The following is a 16787-nucleotide window of genomic DNA, read 5'->3' as shown; positions in this document are numbered from 1 at the left end:
GACGGAGGCGGACGATATCCCCGCGGCTGCCCCCGGCCGATCCGTCGCCGTGACGGACGATTGACGATCCCGGCTCCGTCGGGGGGAACGGGACGCGGCGCCGTCCGGGCGGCGTCACGCCCGCGGGGGATCAGCGCTTCGCGCCGCCGCGACGGGCCATGGCGCCGGGCTGGCCCAGGCCGATCGCCTTGGCGAGGGCGGAGCGCTGCTCGGCATAGCCCGGGGCGACCATCGGGTAGTCGGCCGGAAGGCCGTAGCGGTCCCGGTAGCTGCGCGGATCGAAGCCGTGGCTGGCCAAGTGGCGCTTCAGCGTCTTGTATATCTTGCCGTCGATGAAGCTGACGATCCCGTCCTGCCGGACCGACTTGCGGACCTGGGCCGCGCCCGGCTTCTCGATCTCGGCCTGGGGCGCCGCCCCGGATTCCGGCGTCAGGGTCCCGGCGACGAGCCCACTGACCGCGCCATGCACCCGCGCGATCAGGGCCGGCAACTCCGAGGCCGGAACCGGATTGTTCGACACGTAGGCCGCAACAAGCTCGGCCGTTATAACGGCCAAGGTGTTGGAGGCTTCATCGAAGGTCTCGTTCATGTGCAGATTTCCAAATAGCGGTTTACGTTCAGATCGTTTGGGCTCAACAAGGGTTTAAACAAGGTAAAAATCGAACGAAGACTCATCGAATAGATCCCGATTTTCTCGTGCCCTACGGCCTCCGAGAGGCGATGGCGCCGCGTCGGTCACCGGGATCGCGTGACGACCCGTCTCGTGCCACCGAAGATCGTCCCGGATCATGGATACCCGGGTGGCGGCCAGATTCGGCACCCGTGCGGCGCAGCCGCCCGCTTGCCGGAACCGGCAATGGCATCGCGAACAGGCGCGTCGCCGACGCGACGGTCGGCGGTGGCCCGGCGCGACGGCCCCGGACCGTGCCGGCGATCGCCGTCAGGCGCCCCAGGTTGGCATGCCGCGCGGCGGCTCGGGCGGCCGGGTGTCCTGGCCGCCGCTTTCGGGAGCTTCGTCGGGCCCGGGATCCGCAGGGCCGCAGGATCGGACGCTTTCGCCGGGCCGGCCGAACGGTCCGGCGCACGCGTTCCGAACGCTTCGCGGGCGGCCTCGAGATCCTGTGCCTTGCGTTCCTCCCGGCCAGCCCGGCGGACCCTCCCGGAGGATCGCGTGGGCGGTCCGGTCGGAGTTCACCCGGATCCCGCTCAGCGTCGACCCATCGTCCAGGCCAGGGCGCGGCCGAGGCTCATCAACAATCCGTCGGCCGCGAGGCGGAGTTCCGCCGCCGCATCCTCGCCGAGCGTCTGCCTCAGCGCGATGGCCAGATCGGCCGCACGGCTCAAGGGGTCGTCCGGCGCCGCCGCGCTGGTGAAGACGTAGCGGCCGCCGCCTTCCCGGAGTTCCGTGATGTCGATGATGATGCCACGCGCCCGGACCGGACGCCCCGCGGAATCCGGGACGGTCCGTCCGCGGCTGATCAGCCAGTGCTCGGCTCCGCCCTGCACGACGCGGTACTCGGCCAGCACCAGACCACCCGACCGCACGGCCCGCTGGACCTGGTCCAGCAGCCACGCACGGTCGTCCGGATGGACGGCGGCCAGCGCGTCGGCGCCGCTGATCTCCGTACCGGCGAGGGCCGGATCGCCGGTGAGCAGCCAGGCCGCGCCGGCATCATAGACTATGGTGCCGCGGCGGATGTCCCAGTCCCAGGCGCCGACCACGCCGGATGCATCGAGGGCGGCCTGCAACCGGTCGGACGGCGTATTGAATCCGTCGGTCGCGTCGATCGGCGTCCTCGAAATCTCACTCATGACGCGAATCCTGGCCGCACAACCGGGATGATCTGGCATAGAAATGTGCCGCTTTGCCAGAATCTCGACGGAGATTTCATCAGCGGGTCCGGTCGATCAGGATCGGCACGCCGGGCGGCCCGTCATGCCGCATCATTTCCGCTGGGCGGTGGGGTTGGGTGTCGACGACGTATCCGGCGCGACGGCCGGATTGACGGGCGTGACCGTCGACCACGTGGCCGCGATCGCCACAATGGCGAGCAGCAGAGCGACGAAGATGCCGATGAGGGTGAGGCGCTTCATGAGGAGGGTCTGGGACTTCCGTGCAGGGCGATGAAGGCGGGGAACGGCCTGAGCGACCGATCGATCCCGCCGGGCCGCAGGATCCGAACGGCCGGCACCGACCGTCACGGCCCGCTCGGACGGATCCGATCCAAGGCCGCCGCCGCGTGCCGGGCCAGACCCTCGAGCCGGCGAACGGTCCCGTCGTCGGGGATGACGGAGGCGCACCAATAGGCGCTGAGGGCGGCGACCGGTTCGGGGGAGCCGATCGGAACCACCACGAGACTGCGCATCGAGGTCAGTCGGTAGACCGCGATCGGCACCCGGGGATCGCACTCGATGTCCGGCACGACGATGGTCGCGCCATCGAGCATGGCCCGTCCCGAAACGCAGTCCATCAACGGAAACCGGCGGCCGCGCCACAACGGCTCGATGGCGTCCTCGGCGGCGTAGAATGAGGCGTCGCCCTCGCGCAGCACCACGGCAATCCCATCGGAGCCGGCGATCTCCCGGGCCGTCTCCCGCAGGATCGTCACGATGTCCTCGAGGAAGCGGGCGGTCGCCAGCCGGCACGAGGCCCGAACCAGACCGGCGTCGGCATCCAGGGGACGTTCAGCCATCTGGGACGCGTCGTGGAAGCAGGCCGATCGATCCATGAAGCGCCCTCCGCGACGTCGCCTCGGGGTCGCCTCGGGCGTCTTCTTCGATTGAAGCCTCACTGCGCGCGACGGCGCGGACAACAACTTGGATCAAGCGTTTCGCCGAAGCGGTTCGGCGCGATCGGATCGCCCGCGCGTGGCGAGACGCGGAGAGATGAGCGGGCGGCGCCCGACATATTGGTCATCGCGGCGGGGCGACGCGGCAGATGTCACGAAATAGTTCCCGATCCTTCGATCACGACGCCGAGACGATGTGCTCCAGCGCACCTTCCGGTCCACCGCCTCCGGACCCCCGCCGACGCTGTTGCAACAATGCACTATCGCGTCCGCACATCCTGACGTCCTGTCCGCCCCGCACACATCCCGCCTAACGGGAGACAGAGGACCAGATGATCAAGAAGCTTCTTCTCGCGAGCGCCGCCACGGCCCTCCTGACCGGTGCCGCCTCGGCTGCCGACCTGCCGCGCCGCGCCGCCCCGCCGCCGGTCTTCACCCCCGTCCCGGTCTTCACCTGGACCGGCGCCTATTTCGGTATCAACGCCGGCTACGCCTTCGACGCCAGCGACCGCAACACCGGCAACACCTTCGCCGTGCCGTTCCCCTACGCCGCCCCCGGCACCGTCGCCTCCTTCCGCAACCGCAGCCAGGACGGCTTCTCCGGCGGTGGCCAGATCGGCTACAACTGGCAGCTGACCCCCGGCTCCGGCGTCGTGTTCGGTATCGAGGCCGATGCCCAGTACCTCGACTTCGGCCGTAACCGGAACAACGCCTTCGTCGCCGGCGCGCTGGCCCCCGGCTACTACGTCACCGACCCGCGCGGCCTCTCCAGCCTCGACTTCTTCGGCACCGTCCGCGGCCGCCTCGGCTACGCCTTCGACCGCACCCTCGTGTACGGCACCGGCGGCTTCGCCTACGGCTCCGGCAGCGCCGACCGCTCCTTCGGCGGCTATGCCGGCAACGACAGCTTCCGCACCGGCTGGGCCGTCGGCGGCGGCGTCGAGTACGCGCTCCCCACCGACTCCTTCCTGAACTTCTTCCGCTCCTCGGCCGTGACGCTCAAGGTCGAAGGCCTGTACGTCAACCTCGACCGCAACACCCGCAACCAGGGTGCGTTCGTCATCAACGCCGCCAACAACTTCCCCGTCGTCTACAGCGGCATCGGCCGCCGTTCCGACGAGTTCGCCGTCGTCCGCGCCGGCCTGAACTACAAGTTCGGCTCCTACTAAGACCGCGCCGCGGCGGTCGGATCCCGACCGCCGCGCCAAGCCGAGCTCGCAAGGGGCCGCGTCCGAAAGGACGCGGCCCCTTCGGCGTTGAGGGCCGCCCCGACGCGGCCCGGCGCCGTCTCAGTAGCCCTTCCAGAGGCCCGGGGTGGCCAGCTCCAGCAGGTGCCCGTCCGGGTCGCGGAAGTAGACGCTGACGCCGCCCCTCGGCCAGCGGGTGCGCCCCTCGACGGCCACGCCGGAGGCCGCGAGATGCTCCTCCCAGGACGCGAGGGCGTCCGCGTCGATCGAGAACGCGACATGGGCCGGGCCGCGGCCGTCATGCGGCGGGATGAGCCCGCCCGGCGTCTCGATCGGCTGCAGGGACCCGCCCTCCGGGAAGAGCAGGAGGACGCCGCGGCCGCCGACGTCGAAGGCGCGCATGCGGAAATCCGTGAAGAGGCAGGGCAATCCCATCGTGTTGCGGTAGAAGGCTTCGGCGCGGTCGAGATCCGCGACGTACAGCGCCGTCTCCAGGATGGCGTTGAGCTTGGGCACGGCGATCTCCTGACGGCATCTCGGTCACGGGCGGCCCGGCCGCCGGGCTCGATCGTCCGGCGGGGATGTTCCGCGACGCCGCGCGAGCCGCCGGCGACCGCGTCGGCGGTCACCATCGGCAGAGCCTCGCGGTCGATCCGCCTCGGCCTGACGCGACGGCTCCGCCCGGACGGCGTCCCGCAAGGCGTCGTCCAACGTCATGGGTCCGGCTCCCGGTCATCGGTGCGCCCGGCCGGCGGGCCCCGATCCGGTCCGGATCGGCCCCGTGCCGGGCGATGGCGGCACCAGGGCCAACCGGCCGGTCCCGGACTCGGTTCGCCGCCGCGCCGGGCTCAGACGGTCGACGGGCGCGGCGTACCCCGGTCGGGACGCGGGGCACGGCCCGGCACCAGTGACAGGGCGGCCGAGAGCAAGGCGAAGGCCACCAGGGGCAGAAGGCTCAGGGTGAAGCTGCCGGTCCCGTCCTTGATCGCGCCGATCAGGTAGGGGCCCAGGAAGCCGCCGAGATTTCCGACCGCGTTGATCGCCGCGATGCTCGCCGCCGCCGTGGCGGGCGGCATCTGCTCGGTCGCGAGCGCCCAGAACGGCCCCTTGAGCATGTAGACGCCGACCGCCGCGACCGTCAGCGCCGCCACGACCGGGCCGAGCCCCGAGAGGACCGTCCCGCCCGCGAGCCCCAGCGCCAGGACCAGGAACGACAGCGCGAGGTGCCAGCGCCGCTCGGCGGTCCGGTCGCTGTGCCGGCCCCAGAGGACCATGGCCAAGGACGCGAATCCGTACGGGATGCTGTTCAGGAGCCCGGTCTCGACATTGCCGAGGCCGAAGCTCTTGACGATCTGCGGCGTCCAGAACGACAGCCCGTAGCTGCTCGCCGTCGAGCCGAAATAGATCGCCGCGAAGAGGGCGAGCCGCCGGTCGCGCAGGATCTCCCAGAGCGGCGGCTTCGCGGGCGCGCCGCGGCGGGTGTTGCGCGCCGCCTCGGACCGGAGCTGCCGCTCCAGCCAGTCCCGCTCGGCCGCCGGCAGCCACGCCGCCTCCCGCGGCCCGTCCGGCAGGAACCACAGGACCGCGACGGCCAGGACCACCGCCGGCAGGCCCTCGAGGATGAACAGCCACTGCCAGCCGGCGAGGCCGAACCCCGTCACGTTGAGCAGCGCGCCGGAGATCGGCGAGCCGAGGAAGGACGAGATCGGGATCGAGATCATGAAGATCCCGATGATCCGCGCCCGGTAGGCGGAGGGGAACCAGTAGGTGAGGTAGAGGATCACGCCGGGGAAGAAGCCGGCCTCGGCGAGCCCCAGCAGGAAGCGCAGGGCGATGAACGACCACGGCCCCTGCACCAGCGCCATGGCGGCGGAGATCAGGCCCCAGGTGGCCATGATCCGGGCGATCCAGAGCCGCGCCCCGAAGCGCTCCAGCATCAGGTTGCTGGGGATCTCCATCAGGAAATAGCCGAGGAAGAAGATCCCGGCGCCCCAGCCGAACACGGTCGCCGACAGGCCGACATCGTGGTTCATCTGGATCGCCGCGAAGCCGACATTCACGCGGTCCAGGAAGGACACGAAGTAGGCGAGGATCAGGAACGGCACGAGCCGCCAGCCGATCCTGCGCATCGCCGAGCGTTCCAGGGCGGCGTCGTCCATGGCCTATCCTCGCGCGTGTCGTGGGCTCGGGCCGGGCCCCCGGGGTCCGGATCGATCCAGGTCACGGCTCCAAGTCACGGCTCCAGATCACGGCCGGGCCCGCACGGGGCTCGACGTCGCCGCGGGGCCCCCCGTGATTGGCGGGCCGGGCGTCTCGTCTCGGGCTTCCTCGCGGGCCGGTCATCTCTGGTTGTGACCTGTGCCAACCTCAGCTTAACCCGCGGCCGCCGCGGCTGGGAAGCGCCATCGGGCTTCAACGGATCGGATCTGTCGAAGCCCGACGGCGTATGCGTCCGCCAGGCTGCCGGCCGCGATCGCCTGCAGGCGCGCGCGCCGGGCTGCCGCACCTGCGGGCCGCGAAGCGCCATCCGGCGGCCATCCCGGCCGCGCGACGCTGGGCGACGTCCCGCGATTCCGGGTTGCCGGCGCCGCTCGCCGGGACGGAGACACGGCGGGCGGCTCCCGACGCCGGGGCCTCGGTCTGGTTCGGAGCGACCGCCGTGCAGCAGGTCCGGGTCGGGACGGCGGTCCGCCGCCCGTCACCCCTTCTTCACGTTCCAGAACATCGGCACGCCGTCGAGCACGCCGGTCAGGGACGGCTTGTACGAGGTCTGGTTGAAGTATTGCCCGAGGGGCAGGTAGGGCAGGTCGGTGAAGGCCTGCCGCTGAAGGGCGCCCGCGAGCTGCTTGCGCGCGGCGGTGTCCGGGGCGTCCAGCCACTGGTCCCGCAACGCCTCGATCTTCTCGCTGGTGGGCCAGCCGATCGCGGCGCTCTGCCCGGTCCCGCGCAGGAAGGCGCTGACCGCCGGGTTGGCCTGGTCGAGCCCCGCCCAGAAGGTGCAGAAGGCGCTCCAGCCGCCCTGGGCGATCGGGTCCTTCTTGGCGCGCCGCTGCACCACCGAGCCCCAGTCCATGACCTGATAGTCGACGTTGAAGCCGGCGCGCGTGAGCATGTCGGCCGCCACGTCGGCGAGCGCCTTGAGGCTGGGGAAGTCCGAGGCGCCCATCAGCACCACCTTCTCGCCCTTGTAGCCCGCCGCCGCCAGCGCCGTCTTGGCCGCCTCGTAGTCGCGCTTGCTCGTGAGGACATCGAGGCCGACATCGCTCGCCATCGGCAGGCCGGGGCAGAAGAACCCGGTGGGCACGTGAATCAGCTTGGGATCGGTGCCGGTCACCGCCTGCATGAAGTCGGTCTGGTCGACGACCTTCAGCAGCACCTGCCGGATGGCCGGGTTGTCGAAGGGCGGCTGAAGCTGGTTCATCCGCAGGCAGCCGATCAGGCCGGTCGGGTCGGTGATCCGCGTCGTGAGCCCGCCCAGGGTCGGAACGAGATCGGCCGGCGGCTGCTCCCACCAATCCATCTCGCCGGTCTGCATGGCCGAGGCGGCGGTGGCCTGGTCGGGAATGACGTGCCACTCGACCCGGTCGACGAAGACGCGCTTCGGACCCGAGGTCCATTGCGGCTCGCCGCCCTCGCGGGGGACGTAGCCGGCAAAGCGCTCGTAGACCACCCGGGCGCCGACGACGCGCTCGTCCGCCTTGAAGCGGAAGGGGCCGCTGCCGACCATCTCGGTCACCTGCGTGAACGGGTCGGTCTTGGCGAGCCGCTCCGGCATGATGGCGCAGATCGAGGATCCGACCTTACCGAGGGCCTCCGGCAGGAGTGCGAAGGGCTTTTTCAGCCGGAACTGGATCGTCCGGTCATCGGGGGCCGAGAGTTCGTCCGTGTAGGCCATGAGCGTCTGGCCCATGGCGTCGCGCTTGCCCCAGCGGGCGATGCTCGCCACGCAGTCGCGGGCGAGCACGGGGCTGCCGTCGTGGAAGGTGAGCCCGGGCCGCAGGGTCAGGCGCCAGAGCTTGTCGTCGTTCTCCACCGTGTGGCCCGCCACCATCTGCGGCTGGGCGGCATAGCGCGCATCGGTGCCGTAGAGCGTGTCGAACACGGCGAGCCCGTGATTGCGGGTCACGTAGGCGGTCGTCCAGATCGGATCGAGCACCGTCAGGTCGGCCTGCGGGATGAATTTGAGCGTCCGCGCGGCACTGCCCTGCGCCAAGGCCGGGGCCGCGAGGGCGGCGCCCGACAGGGCCATGAAGGATCGTCTGTTCAGCATGCCGACTCGCCCGAGCGTTGCAACCCGGCAAAGGTTAGCACGTGGCGGGCCAAGCGCGTGACGGGCGAAGCGGATCAGGGGCGAAGCGCGTCACGGGTGAGCCGATGCGCGTCGCTCCGCGAGATTCTGCACGAGGTCCAGGAGACGATGGCGAAGCTCGGGATCCTCGATCCGCCGGAAGGCGGACAGGAGAGCCTCCGCCTCGTCGGCACGCCGTTCGGCACCGCCATCCTCCCGTTCGGCGTCGCGCGGGCCGTACAGGGTGGCTGCCGGAATCGCCAGGGCTTCGGCGATCCGCTGCAGGAGGCGCCCCGTCGCCGATTCGGGCGGACGGGCCCGGTGATCGAACGGGTTGTCCTCCGGCGCCGCATCCCCGGGGGATCCGCCCGGATCAGGTGCTTTGGGTCCCATCGGCGGTCAAGCTTCGGCACGCGGCTGGCGAGAGCATTCATAATACAGAAGAATGCCGACACGCGAGTGCCCAGCAAGCAACAGTTGCATGATTGCGCTAAGAATCCCTTGAGGTTGTGACAGACATCCTAATAAGAGGTGGTCGGGGACGAATACGAACACCGCCATGCCCAAGACTAAGCCGCACGCCGGCCGGAACCGTTCCAGGGCGTTCCCGATCGCGGGCGAGACCGCGGACATGATCGGACACTGGGACTGGGATGCCGCCACGGACCGCGTACGGGTCGATGCCTTCGCGGCTCGCCTCTTCACGGTCGATCCGGCCGAGGCCGAAGCGGGTCTGCCGCTGGCGTTCTATGACGGGATCACCCATCCCGACGACCGCGAACGGGTCATCGGCCTGATCCGCCGCAGCGCCGCGGAGGGGAGCCCGTACATCGCCGAGTACCGGGTGATCTCCATCGACGGCCGGACGCACTGGGTTCTGGCCCGCGGCCGCATCTTCGGCGACCATACGGGCCGGCCGGCCGGCGGTCGCGGAATCCTGGTGGACGTCACGCGGCTGCGCGCGAGCGAGGGCCTCTCCGATGAGGTCACGCCCGGTGCCGGGGAGACGCCGCTGGACCGGGCGGTCGAGCATGCCATCGCCGCGCAGGACGCGATCGTCGCCGCCGGGGATCCGGTGCTGAAGGCCCAGGCGGACGCGCTGCTGATGGCGCTGGGACGGCGGCTGGCACAGCGGCACATGGTGGAGCAGCGACGGCGCCTGAACTGACGTCGGCGATCGATCGCCGATCATCACGCGCGACGATCGGCCATGAGCAAGTTCTCGCCGAGGTGATGACTTTGTCGGCGACGATCGAGGGCGCCCTGCAGGCTGCCGAGGGCGTCGCGTCCGGCACCGCCGCGGTGACGATCACGGATGGCAGCGTCCGGGTGCGGGCGCCGGCCGAGCTCCGCGCCGGCGCAGGCCGCCCGATCCGGAAGGACCCTGGTCCTCGCCGCCGCCGCTCCCGCACGCGGGCCGGCCGCACGCGCCCGGCCGGGTGGCGCCCGTCCTGCGGCAGCACGCAACACCTTCCTGAATGGCCCCGGTGAACACGACTTCCATTTCTCGGCTCACCGCTTGGATATGACGGCAGCCGATTTCAACTACAAAGAAATTTGATCAGTACGCGCCCGTCTTTCTGGACAACGGCCGAGATCAGGCTTAACCTGGATATGTTCGTGCCGCCGATGTGCGGGCTCGAATGCTTCCAAGGATCGTCTTACATGAAGCGCCGCAGCGCGCGACCGTTCATGGTCGAAGTCAAGCAGACCCGTCCGGCCCGCACATCGCTGACTGCCACTGAAGCGCGCTCCCGCCCGGACAAGACTCTATGGCCGGAACTGGCGCAGGCCGCGATGGAGCCGCCGGCATCCGTGCCTCAGGCGGCGCCGGTCCAACGCCCGGAACGGAAGGCGCCGGAGACACCGGCTCGCCGGGTTCTGCCGAGCCTCGTCCCCATGTTCGAGATTCCGGACGAGCCGGTGGCCGAACCGGCGGACGAGGCCGTGCCGGCACCTCGGGTGCGGCGGCCGCGCCGTACCCGGGCTCCCGCGTCCGAGCAGGACATCGCCCCCCAGGTGCAGGCGGCACCGCCGCGTCCGGCCGCAGAGCCGCCCCTGCCCGTCGCGGAGGCGCCCCCCCTGGCGGCCGCGTCCGGTCAAGGTCCGTCGCCGCGATCGACGGCCGGGCGGCGAACGAAGGACCTGCGGCTCGGGGAACGCTGGAAGCGGCGCCTTCCGCCGGCCCTGCGCTGACCCAGGCTGCGCTGACCGGTTCTGGCGCCTTCGCCCGGATCCGTCAGGGACTGCACGGTCCGAAGGTCTCGAGCCATCCGCGCAGACAGGCTTCGCAAGCCGGCCCGGCGCCCTCGGCCGGCGGGCTCCATCCGGTCCAAAACCGGCTCGATCCGTCAGCCCCGGGAGCGGCACGCCGGGCGGCTCGTCCCGCGTCCCGGCAATCCGGCGCTTGGCGGCGTCCCATCGGAACGCCGCCTGTCCAACCCGATGGATCCGGCGGGGGCGCAGACGGTCAAGCCGCCTGCCGCTCCGGCACCAGTCCCGCGGCCAGGCGCGAGTTGCGGTAGCGCGCGTCGCCGGTGACCTCGCCCTCGACCCAGGGGGGCAGCACCACCGGCTGGTCCTCGCGCTCCAGCTCGATCTCGGCCAGGATCAGGCCCGAGAGCCCCCCGCCGAACACGTCGACGTCCCACGTCGCTCCGGCATGGACGACCCGGTAGCGGGTCTTCTCCAGCCGCCGGTCGGGCGGCACCGTGGCGAGGAGCGCCGCGCCTTCCTCGGGCGGGATGGCGAATTCGATCTCGTCCCGGCAGGCGCCCCGGCGCGGGCTCTTCCACGTGATGAGCGTGCGCGCCCCGGCGCGGCGGATCCGGATCGTGTTGGCGGCGTCGGTGAAGAGATAGCCCTGAACGAAGTGCGTCCCCTCCCGGCACAGTGCCAGAACCGACGGGTTCGCGATGAACTTGCGCTCGATCTCGACCGGCATACCGTGCCTCGTGGACATGTGACGCAGGAGCTTTCGCGGAGGAGCCGGCCCGAGACAAGCGGGCTGCCGGGGATGAGCACAGCGCTGCGGGCATGGCTCGGTGCCGATTCGCACGGGCTGAATTGGTATCGTATTAAACTTATGTAAAAGCGCGAGGAGTCTTGGCCTTGCAAAAGCAACATCAGAAACCCCGCCCCCCAACATCCCCGAGGTCGGCGCTGAAGACGTCATCCAAGCGGCCGAACGTGAAGAAGCTGCTCCGGAAGGCGCATGTCAAACCGCTGAAGCCGCTCAAGCAGGTGGCGGCCCTGCCGTTCCGCGTCGACGCGGAGGGCCGGATCGAGATCCTGCTGATCACCTCGCGGGATACGGGCCGCTGGATCATTCCGAAGGGCTGGCCGATGTCCGGCCGGAAGGCCCATCAGGCGGCCGAACGGGAGGCCTTCGAGGAGGCGGGTCTCAAAGGGCAGATCGCGGCGAGCCCGGTCGGTCGGTACCACTATCAGAAGCGCTTCGATCACGGCCGGGCGTTCCCCTGCATGGTCCGCGTCTACCCGCTGCGGGTCGAAGCCCAGCATGCGCGCTGGCCGGAGCAGGATCAGCGCACGCTGCGATGGTTCCCCCCCGAAGAGGCGGCGCGCCTCGTCCACGAGGACGAACTCCAGGAGCTGCTGGCGGACTTCGCGGTGCGGCCGGTTGAAAGCCACGGTTGAAGGCCGGCGCGGCCCGTCCGTCGCCGCGACCCGGGCCAGGCCATGGGGCAAAGAGGTTGCGCTGAAGGGGTAGCACAATCGGGCCGGAAACGCCCGCCCGCGGGTGCCGTCCCGTCCGCGACCGCAGTTTATGCAACTTCTGATTAGTATCCGCAGGTTACGGTTCCGGCCATCGCAGATGGGCGGGGCACCTCGATGTATCGCGCGTTCGCTTGCCTGACCGAGGAACACACCGGCTGGGTGGTGGCGCTGGCGGCCTGCATCTGCTGGATCTCCTGCGCGGTCGCCCTCAAGCTCGAGCAGCGCGTCCAGGCTCACAGGCACGGGCCGATCTGGCTCCTGGCCTCGGGCTTCTCGATCGGAGCTGGGATCTGGAGCACGCACTTCATCGGCATGCTCGGCTACGATCCCGGGGTGGTGCTCGGCTACGAGCCGCGCACGACCCTGCTCTCCCTGCTGGTCGCCATCGCGGCCGCCACCGCGGCCTTCCTGCTCGCCCGGGCCACGCCGTCGCGCTGGGGGGGGGCCGGGGCCGGCCTCGTGCTGGGGATCGGCATCGCCGGCATGCATTTCCTCGGCATCGCCGGCGTGCGGCTGCCCGGGCATTTCACCTGGGACCCGGCCCTGGCCGTCACGGCGATCGCGGCGGGCTGCCTGCTCTCGGCGGTGGGGATGGCCATCCATGTCGGGCCCTCCGGCCCGCGGGCCCGGTTCGCGGCCGCGACCGTCCTGACCCTCGCCATCGCGGTCCTGCACTTCCTGGCCATGGCGGCCGCCCGGGTGGTGCCGGATCCCGCCCTGGCGATCCCGCAGCTCGGTCTCGCCCGCGGCGTGCTGGCCGGCGGCATCGCCGCCATGATGGCGGTGATCCTGGCCTTCGCGGCGCTGACGCTGATGCTGGACCACCTGCGCCGGATCAACGTCGCCCTGGCCCGACAGAGCCACATGCTGCGGGAGAAGACCCTGCTGCTCGACGCCACCCTCGACAGCATGGACCAGGGTCTGATCATGGTCGACGCGGGCGGTGCGGTGCGCGTGTGCAACGAGCGGGCGCTGGCGCTCCTCGATCTGCCCCGGGCGATGATGCAGGCGCAGCCGAGCTACCGGGCGGTGCTGCGCCATGAGGCAAGCCGCCGCGAGCGCCGACTCACGGACCGCTCCTCCCGGGCCTGGATCGAGCGCGGCGAGGCCGGGCAGACGCAGGTCCACGAGCGGGCGCGGCCGAACGGCCTCGTGCTGGAGATCCGCACCGTGCCGCTGGCGGATGGCGGCTTCGTCCGGACCTTCACCGACATCACGGAGCGGAAGGCCTCCGAGGCCGAGGTGGCCCGCCTGGCGCGCCACGACGTGCTCACCGGCCTTCCGAACCGGGCGCTCTTCCACGAGACCCTCGCGCGCAGCCTCGCCGACATCGCCCTGCGCGGGGGCGCCTGCGCGATCCTCTACCTCGACCTCGACGGCTTCAAGAGCGTGAACGACAGCCTCGGCCACCAAGCGGGGGACGAACTCCTGCGCCGCGTGGCGGCCGGCCTGCGGCGCGCCGCGGGGGACGGGGCGGTGGCCCGGCTCGGAGGCGACGAGTTCGCCGTGCTCTCGGACGGGGGCGTCGCGGAGACCGCCGCCCTGGCCGAGCGCCTCATCGCCCTGTTCGACAGCCCGTTCAGCGTGGCCGGGCACCGGGTCGGCGTCGGCCTGAGCATCGGCATCGCGCTGGCGCCCGAGCACGGAATGGATGCAGAGCCCCTCTACCGCCGCGCCGACCTCGCCCTCTACCGGGCGAAGGCCGAGGGCCGCGGCACGTACCGGATCTTCACCCCCGCCATGGACGAGGAGGCCGAGGAGCGGCGGATGCTCGAACGCGACCTGCGGCAGGCTCTCGACGACGATACCCTGAGCCTGCACTATCAGCCGCAGGTGGACGGCTATACGGGGGCGCTCGTCGGGTTCGAGGCGCTGCTGCGCTGGACGCACCCGGTCCGCGGCAGCGTGGCGCCGAGCGTCTTCGTGCCGCTCGCCGAGGAAACCGGCCTGATCGTGGTGCTCGGCGACTGGGTGCTGCGCGAGGCCTGCCGCGAGGCGGCGCAATGGGCGCAGCCCCTGAAGGTCGCCGTCAATCTCTCGCCGCGCCAGTTCCAGAAGCCCGATCTGCCCGAGTCCGTCCTGGCCATCCTGGCAGAGACCGGCCTGTCGCCGGACCGCCTGGAGCTGGAGGTCACCGAGAGCATCATCATCAACGACATGGCGCGGGCCGTGGGCATCCTCCGGCGCCTGAAGGGCTACGGCATCCGGATCAGCATGGACGATTTCGGAACCGGCTACGCGTCGCTCGCCACCCTCCAGGCCTTCCCGTTCGACAAGCTGAAGATCGACCGCTCCTTCGTGGCGCAGCTCGGGACCGGACCGCAGGCTGCCGTGATCGTGCGCGCCGTGCTCAGCCTCGGCCGCAGCCTCGGCATGGGCGTGGTCGCGGAGGGCGTCGAGACCCACGCGCAGATGAAGTTCCTCACGGAGGAGGCCTGCGGCGAGATGCAGGGCTACCTGTTCGGCAAGCCGCGCCCGATCGCCGACTACGCCGCGGCGGTCGGCGCTCCCGCGGTGGCGGTCGCCGCCGGATCGGGCCTCGCCGCGGCCGGGTGAGGGCCGTCGCCGGCCTTACCCGATGGGGAACCCGCCGGATCCGTCCGACGTTGGGCCAGCAGATTGGATCACTTCTAAGGTCCACGCTCTCCGTTCCCCGCCAGGGCGGCCCCGGCCGCCGGCATCACAGGAGCCTGACCATGAACGCCAAGTGCGAGACCTGCCGGTTCTTCGACGAGCACAAGGGCAACGGCGCCGTCGCCCAGAACGATGCCGGCCTGTGCCGCTTCAACCCGCCGGTCAGCCAGCCCGCGCCCGAGTCCAAGGGATTGTGGCCGATTGTCGGTGCCCAGGACTGGTGCGGCCACTACACCCCCGAGATGACGGCGGCCGAGTAAAAATCTGCGCAGGGCGGACGATAGGGCCGGCCTTCGGGTCGGCCCTTTCGTTTGGCGTCAACGTCCCCGGCCGAAGCCGGGCGCCACCCGCAGCGCCGCACCGCGGTCGGCGCGCATGCGTCTCGTGATCGGTCGGGCCCGCGGCCTCCGACCGCGGGGCCCGCGATTTTCGGGTCGATGATCCCGTCGACCCCTGACCATCGGGGACGTGGGCGCTACCTTGGAGCCAATCCAGGGTGTCGGTGTTTCCCCGGGTGTCCCGCCTTCGATGGGCCGACGCGCGTCGGCGGCGGCGGCCCGGAGACCGGGACGCGCCGTCCCTGCCCTTGTGATCTGAACCGGAGAGAAACTTGATGGTGGGAGCTACCGCCGCCGCGCCCCAGGACCGGGGTGCCGGGACTTCACAGACCACCGCACGGACCGACGCGCCGGTCCTCGCCACCGTCACCTTCACGGTGAACGGCGAGCGGCGCACGCTGGACCTCGACACCCGCACCAGCCTGCTCGACGCGGCACGCGAGCACCTGCACCTGACCGGCTCCAAGAAGGGCTGCGACCATGGCCAGTGCGGCGCCTGCACGATGATCGTCGACGGGCGGCGCATCAATGCCTGCCTGACGCTCGCGATCATGCACCAGGGCGCCGAGATCACCACGATCGAGGGGCTCGGCCAGCCGGACCAGCTCCATCCGATTCAGGCGGCCTTCGTGAAGCACGACGGCTACCAGTGCGGCTACTGCACGCCGGGCCAGATCTGCTCGGGCGTGGCGGTCCTCGAGGAGATCAAGGCCGGCATCCCGAGCCACGTCACGGTCGATCTCGATGCCGCGCCCCGGGTCACCGAAGCCGAGATCCGCGAGCGCATGAGCGGCAACATCTGCCGCTGCGGCGCCTATTCCAACATCGTCGAGGCGATGACCGAAGTCGCCGGGGGGCAGGCATGAAGTCCTTCACCTACGAGCGCCCGAGCACGCCCGCTCAAGCCGCCGCCGCCGTCGCCGGGACGCCCGACGCCAAGTTCATCGCCGGCGGCACCAACCTCCTCGACCTGATGAAGCTGCAGATCGAGACCCCGCGCCACCTCGTGGACGTGAACGGCCTCGGCCTCGACACGGTGGAGCCGACCGCGGAGGGCGGCCTGCGCATCGGCGCCCTGGTGCGCAACACCGACCTCGCGGCCCATCCGCGGGTGCGCAAGGATTACGGGGTCCTGAGCCGGGCGCTGCTGGCCGGCGCCTCGGGCCAGCTGCGCAACAAGGCGACCACCGCCGGCAACCTGCTCCAGCGGACCCGCTGCCCGTATTTCTACGACACGGCCCAGGCCTGCAATAAGCGCCGGCCCGGCTCGGGCTGCTCGGCCCTCGACGGGGTCAACCGGCAGCTCGCGGTGATCGGCGGCAGCGACGCCTGCATCGCCACGCATCCCGGCGACATGGCGGTGGCCATGCGGGTGCTCGACGCCACCGTCGAGACGGTCGATGCCGCGGGCACGGAGCGCCGGATCCCGATCGCCGAGTTCCACCGCCTGCCCGGCGACGCCCCCGAACGGGATACGAACCTCGAGCCCGGCGAACTCATCACCGCGGTGACTCTGCCGAAGCCGGTGGCGGGCACGCATATCTACCGCAAGGTCCGCGACCGCGCCTCCTACGCCTACGCGCTGGTCTCGGTGGCCGCCATCCTCGGCAAGGACGGGACGGGCCACGTCGCCTTCGGCGGCGTCGCCGCCAAGCCCTGGCGGGACGCGGCGGCCGAGGCCGACCTGCCGAAGGGCGCAAAGGCCGTGACCGACCGGGTCTTCGCCGACGCCAAGCCCACCCCCGAGAACGCCTACAAGCTGAAGCTCGCCGAGCGGACCCTCGGCGCCGCGCTCAACCAAGCGAGGGCCTGA

General features: G+C 71.0%; 17 protein-coding genes. 8 read left to right on the top strand and 9 right to left on the bottom strand.

Going from position 1 to position 16787, the window contains the following annotated elements:
* Positions 1-130: 130 nt before the first annotated feature.
* The 4 genes from ABC766_RS17830 to ABC766_RS17815 all read right to left on the bottom strand — a co-directional run bounded on the left by ABC766_RS17830 (position 131) and on the right by ABC766_RS17815 (position 2693).
* Entirely contained in the window at positions 131-589 is a 459-nt protein-coding gene (locus ABC766_RS17830; RefSeq protein WP_345819155.1) for a MucR family transcriptional regulator, read from the bottom strand.
* A gap of 617 nt (positions 590-1206) precedes the next feature.
* Positions 1207-1812: a PAS domain-containing protein gene (locus ABC766_RS17825; RefSeq protein ID WP_342142140.1), complete on the bottom strand. Its 606-nt coding sequence runs from the start codon at positions 1810-1812 to the stop codon at positions 1207-1209.
* A gap of 132 nt (positions 1813-1944) precedes the next feature.
* The gene (locus ABC766_RS17820) at positions 1945-2094 is read right to left on the bottom strand and encodes a hypothetical protein (protein ID WP_164706361.1); all 150 of its coding nucleotides are present in this window, start codon (positions 2092-2094) and stop codon (positions 1945-1947) included.
* Between the two features lie 104 nt (positions 2095-2198).
* Entirely contained in the window at positions 2199-2693 is a 495-nt protein-coding gene (locus ABC766_RS17815; RefSeq protein WP_345819154.1) for a GAF domain-containing protein, read from the bottom strand.
* Between the two features lie 428 nt (positions 2694-3121).
* Here ABC766_RS17815 and ABC766_RS17810 point away from each other — a divergent pair, with 428 nt between their 5' ends.
* Positions 3122-3958 (top strand): outer membrane protein, encoded by an 837-nt coding sequence (locus tag ABC766_RS17810; protein WP_083683604.1) that lies wholly within the window; start codon positions 3122-3124, stop codon positions 3956-3958.
* Between the two features lie 120 nt (positions 3959-4078).
* Here ABC766_RS17810 and ABC766_RS17805 read toward each other — a convergent pair whose 3' ends face one another.
* The 4 genes from ABC766_RS17805 to ABC766_RS17790 all read right to left on the bottom strand — a co-directional run bounded on the left by ABC766_RS17805 (position 4079) and on the right by ABC766_RS17790 (position 8657).
* Positions 4079-4492 carry a VOC family protein gene (locus tag ABC766_RS17805; RefSeq protein ID WP_287090866.1) on the bottom strand — a complete coding sequence of 138 codons (414 nt, stop codon included), beginning with the start codon at positions 4490-4492 and terminating at the stop codon, positions 4079-4081.
* 332 nt (positions 4493-4824) lie between these two features.
* Positions 4825-6135: an MFS transporter gene (locus ABC766_RS17800; RefSeq protein WP_043348042.1), complete on the bottom strand. Its 1311-nt coding sequence runs from the start codon at positions 6133-6135 to the stop codon at positions 4825-4827.
* A 539-nt stretch (positions 6136-6674) separates the two neighbouring features.
* A complete protein-coding gene (locus ABC766_RS17795) occupies positions 6675-8246 on the bottom strand; it encodes an ABC transporter substrate-binding protein (protein WP_043348046.1) in 1572 nt (523 codons plus the stop codon).
* Between the two features lie 90 nt (positions 8247-8336).
* Positions 8337-8657, bottom strand: coding sequence for a hypothetical protein (locus ABC766_RS17790; protein ID WP_345819153.1), 321 nt, complete (start codon positions 8655-8657; stop codon positions 8337-8339).
* Between the two features lie 166 nt (positions 8658-8823).
* On the opposite strand from ABC766_RS17790, the gene ABC766_RS17785 reads away from it, so the two are divergent.
* Together ABC766_RS17785 and ABC766_RS17780 are read left to right on the top strand one after the other, a co-directional pair.
* Entirely contained in the window at positions 8824-9432 is a 609-nt protein-coding gene (locus ABC766_RS17785; RefSeq protein ID WP_287090867.1) for a PAS domain-containing protein, read from the top strand.
* Positions 9433-9929: 497 nt separating this feature from the next.
* Positions 9930-10460: a hypothetical protein gene (locus tag ABC766_RS17780; RefSeq protein WP_345819152.1), complete on the top strand. Its 531-nt coding sequence runs from the start codon at positions 9930-9932 to the stop codon at positions 10458-10460.
* Positions 10461-10734: 274 nt separating this feature from the next.
* Here the strand turns inward: ABC766_RS17780 and ABC766_RS17775 are convergent, their stop codons facing one another.
* Positions 10735-11208 carry a CYTH domain-containing protein gene (locus tag ABC766_RS17775; protein WP_345819151.1) on the bottom strand — a complete coding sequence of 158 codons (474 nt, stop codon included), beginning with the start codon at positions 11206-11208 and terminating at the stop codon, positions 10735-10737.
* A gap of 245 nt (positions 11209-11453) precedes the next feature.
* Here ABC766_RS17775 and ABC766_RS17770 point away from each other — a divergent pair, with 245 nt between their 5' ends.
* The 5 genes from ABC766_RS17770 (at position 11454) to ABC766_RS17750 (ending at position 16787) form a co-directional block, all read left to right on the top strand.
* Entirely contained in the window at positions 11454-11921 is a 468-nt protein-coding gene (locus ABC766_RS17770) for an NUDIX hydrolase (protein ID WP_051044698.1), read from the top strand.
* Positions 11922-12116: 195 nt separating this feature from the next.
* Positions 12117-14558 carry a bifunctional diguanylate cyclase/phosphodiesterase gene (locus ABC766_RS17765; RefSeq protein ID WP_345819150.1) on the top strand — a complete coding sequence of 814 codons (2442 nt, stop codon included), beginning with the start codon at positions 12117-12119 and terminating at the stop codon, positions 14556-14558.
* 140 nt (positions 14559-14698) lie between these two features.
* Complete coding sequence (locus ABC766_RS17760; RefSeq protein ID WP_043353828.1) at positions 14699-14896, top strand: hypothetical protein; 198 nt, start codon at positions 14699-14701, stop codon at positions 14894-14896.
* 353 nt (positions 14897-15249) lie between these two features.
* A complete protein-coding gene (gene paoA, locus ABC766_RS17755) occupies positions 15250-15840 on the top strand; it encodes an aldehyde dehydrogenase iron-sulfur subunit PaoA (protein ID WP_345819149.1) in 591 nt (196 codons plus the stop codon).
* Positions 15837-16787, top strand: coding sequence for an FAD binding domain-containing protein (locus tag ABC766_RS17750; RefSeq protein WP_043386121.1), 951 nt, complete (start codon positions 15837-15839; stop codon positions 16785-16787). The genes paoA and ABC766_RS17750 overlap by 4 nt, the downstream gene beginning before the upstream one ends.

It is taken from the genome of Methylobacterium fujisawaense (genome assembly GCF_039619325.1).
Taxonomy (GTDB): Bacteria; Pseudomonadota; Alphaproteobacteria; order Rhizobiales; family Beijerinckiaceae; genus Methylobacterium; species Methylobacterium fujisawaense.
This window is presented reverse-complemented; position numbering and strand designations above follow the sequence as displayed.

What these genes read in the sequence shown, in the direction of transcription:
- ABC766_RS17825 (WP_342142140.1), bottom strand. Translation starts at nt 1,812, where the DNA reads ATGAGTGAGATTTCGAGGACGCCGATCGACGCGACCGACGGATTCAAT.
- ABC766_RS17750 (WP_043386121.1), top strand. Translation starts at nt 15,837, where the DNA reads ATGAAGTCCTTCACCTACGAGCGCCCGAGCACGCCCGCTCAAGCCGCC.
- ABC766_RS17760 (WP_043353828.1), top strand. Translation starts at nt 14,699, where the DNA reads ATGAACGCCAAGTGCGAGACCTGCCGGTTCTTCGACGAGCACAAGGGC.
- ABC766_RS17810 (WP_083683604.1), top strand. Translation starts at nt 3,122, where the DNA reads ATGATCAAGAAGCTTCTTCTCGCGAGCGCCGCCACGGCCCTCCTGACC.
- ABC766_RS17815 (WP_345819154.1), bottom strand. Translation starts at nt 2,693, where the DNA reads ATGGCTGAACGTCCCCTGGATGCCGACGCCGGTCTGGTTCGGGCCTCG.
- ABC766_RS17780 (WP_345819152.1), top strand. Translation starts at nt 9,930, where the DNA reads ATGAAGCGCCGCAGCGCGCGACCGTTCATGGTCGAAGTCAAGCAGACC.
- ABC766_RS17800 (WP_043348042.1), bottom strand. Translation starts at nt 6,135, where the DNA reads ATGGACGACGCCGCCCTGGAACGCTCGGCGATGCGCAGGATCGGCTGG.
- ABC766_RS17775 (WP_345819151.1), bottom strand. Translation starts at nt 11,208, where the DNA reads ATGCCGGTCGAGATCGAGCGCAAGTTCATCGCGAACCCGTCGGTTCTG.
- ABC766_RS17765 (WP_345819150.1), top strand. Translation starts at nt 12,117, where the DNA reads ATGTATCGCGCGTTCGCTTGCCTGACCGAGGAACACACCGGCTGGGTG.
- ABC766_RS17820 (WP_164706361.1), bottom strand. Translation starts at nt 2,094, where the DNA reads ATGAAGCGCCTCACCCTCATCGGCATCTTCGTCGCTCTGCTGCTCGCC.
- ABC766_RS17830 (WP_345819155.1), bottom strand. Translation starts at nt 589, where the DNA reads ATGAACGAGACCTTCGATGAAGCCTCCAACACCTTGGCCGTTATAACG.
- ABC766_RS17795 (WP_043348046.1), bottom strand. Translation starts at nt 8,246, where the DNA reads ATGCTGAACAGACGATCCTTCATGGCCCTGTCGGGCGCCGCCCTCGCG.
- ABC766_RS17785 (WP_287090867.1), top strand. Translation starts at nt 8,824, where the DNA reads ATGCCCAAGACTAAGCCGCACGCCGGCCGGAACCGTTCCAGGGCGTTC.
- ABC766_RS17790 (WP_345819153.1), bottom strand. Translation starts at nt 8,657, where the DNA reads ATGGGACCCAAAGCACCTGATCCGGGCGGATCCCCCGGGGATGCGGCG.
- paoA (WP_345819149.1), top strand. Translation starts at nt 15,250, where the DNA reads ATGGTGGGAGCTACCGCCGCCGCGCCCCAGGACCGGGGTGCCGGGACT.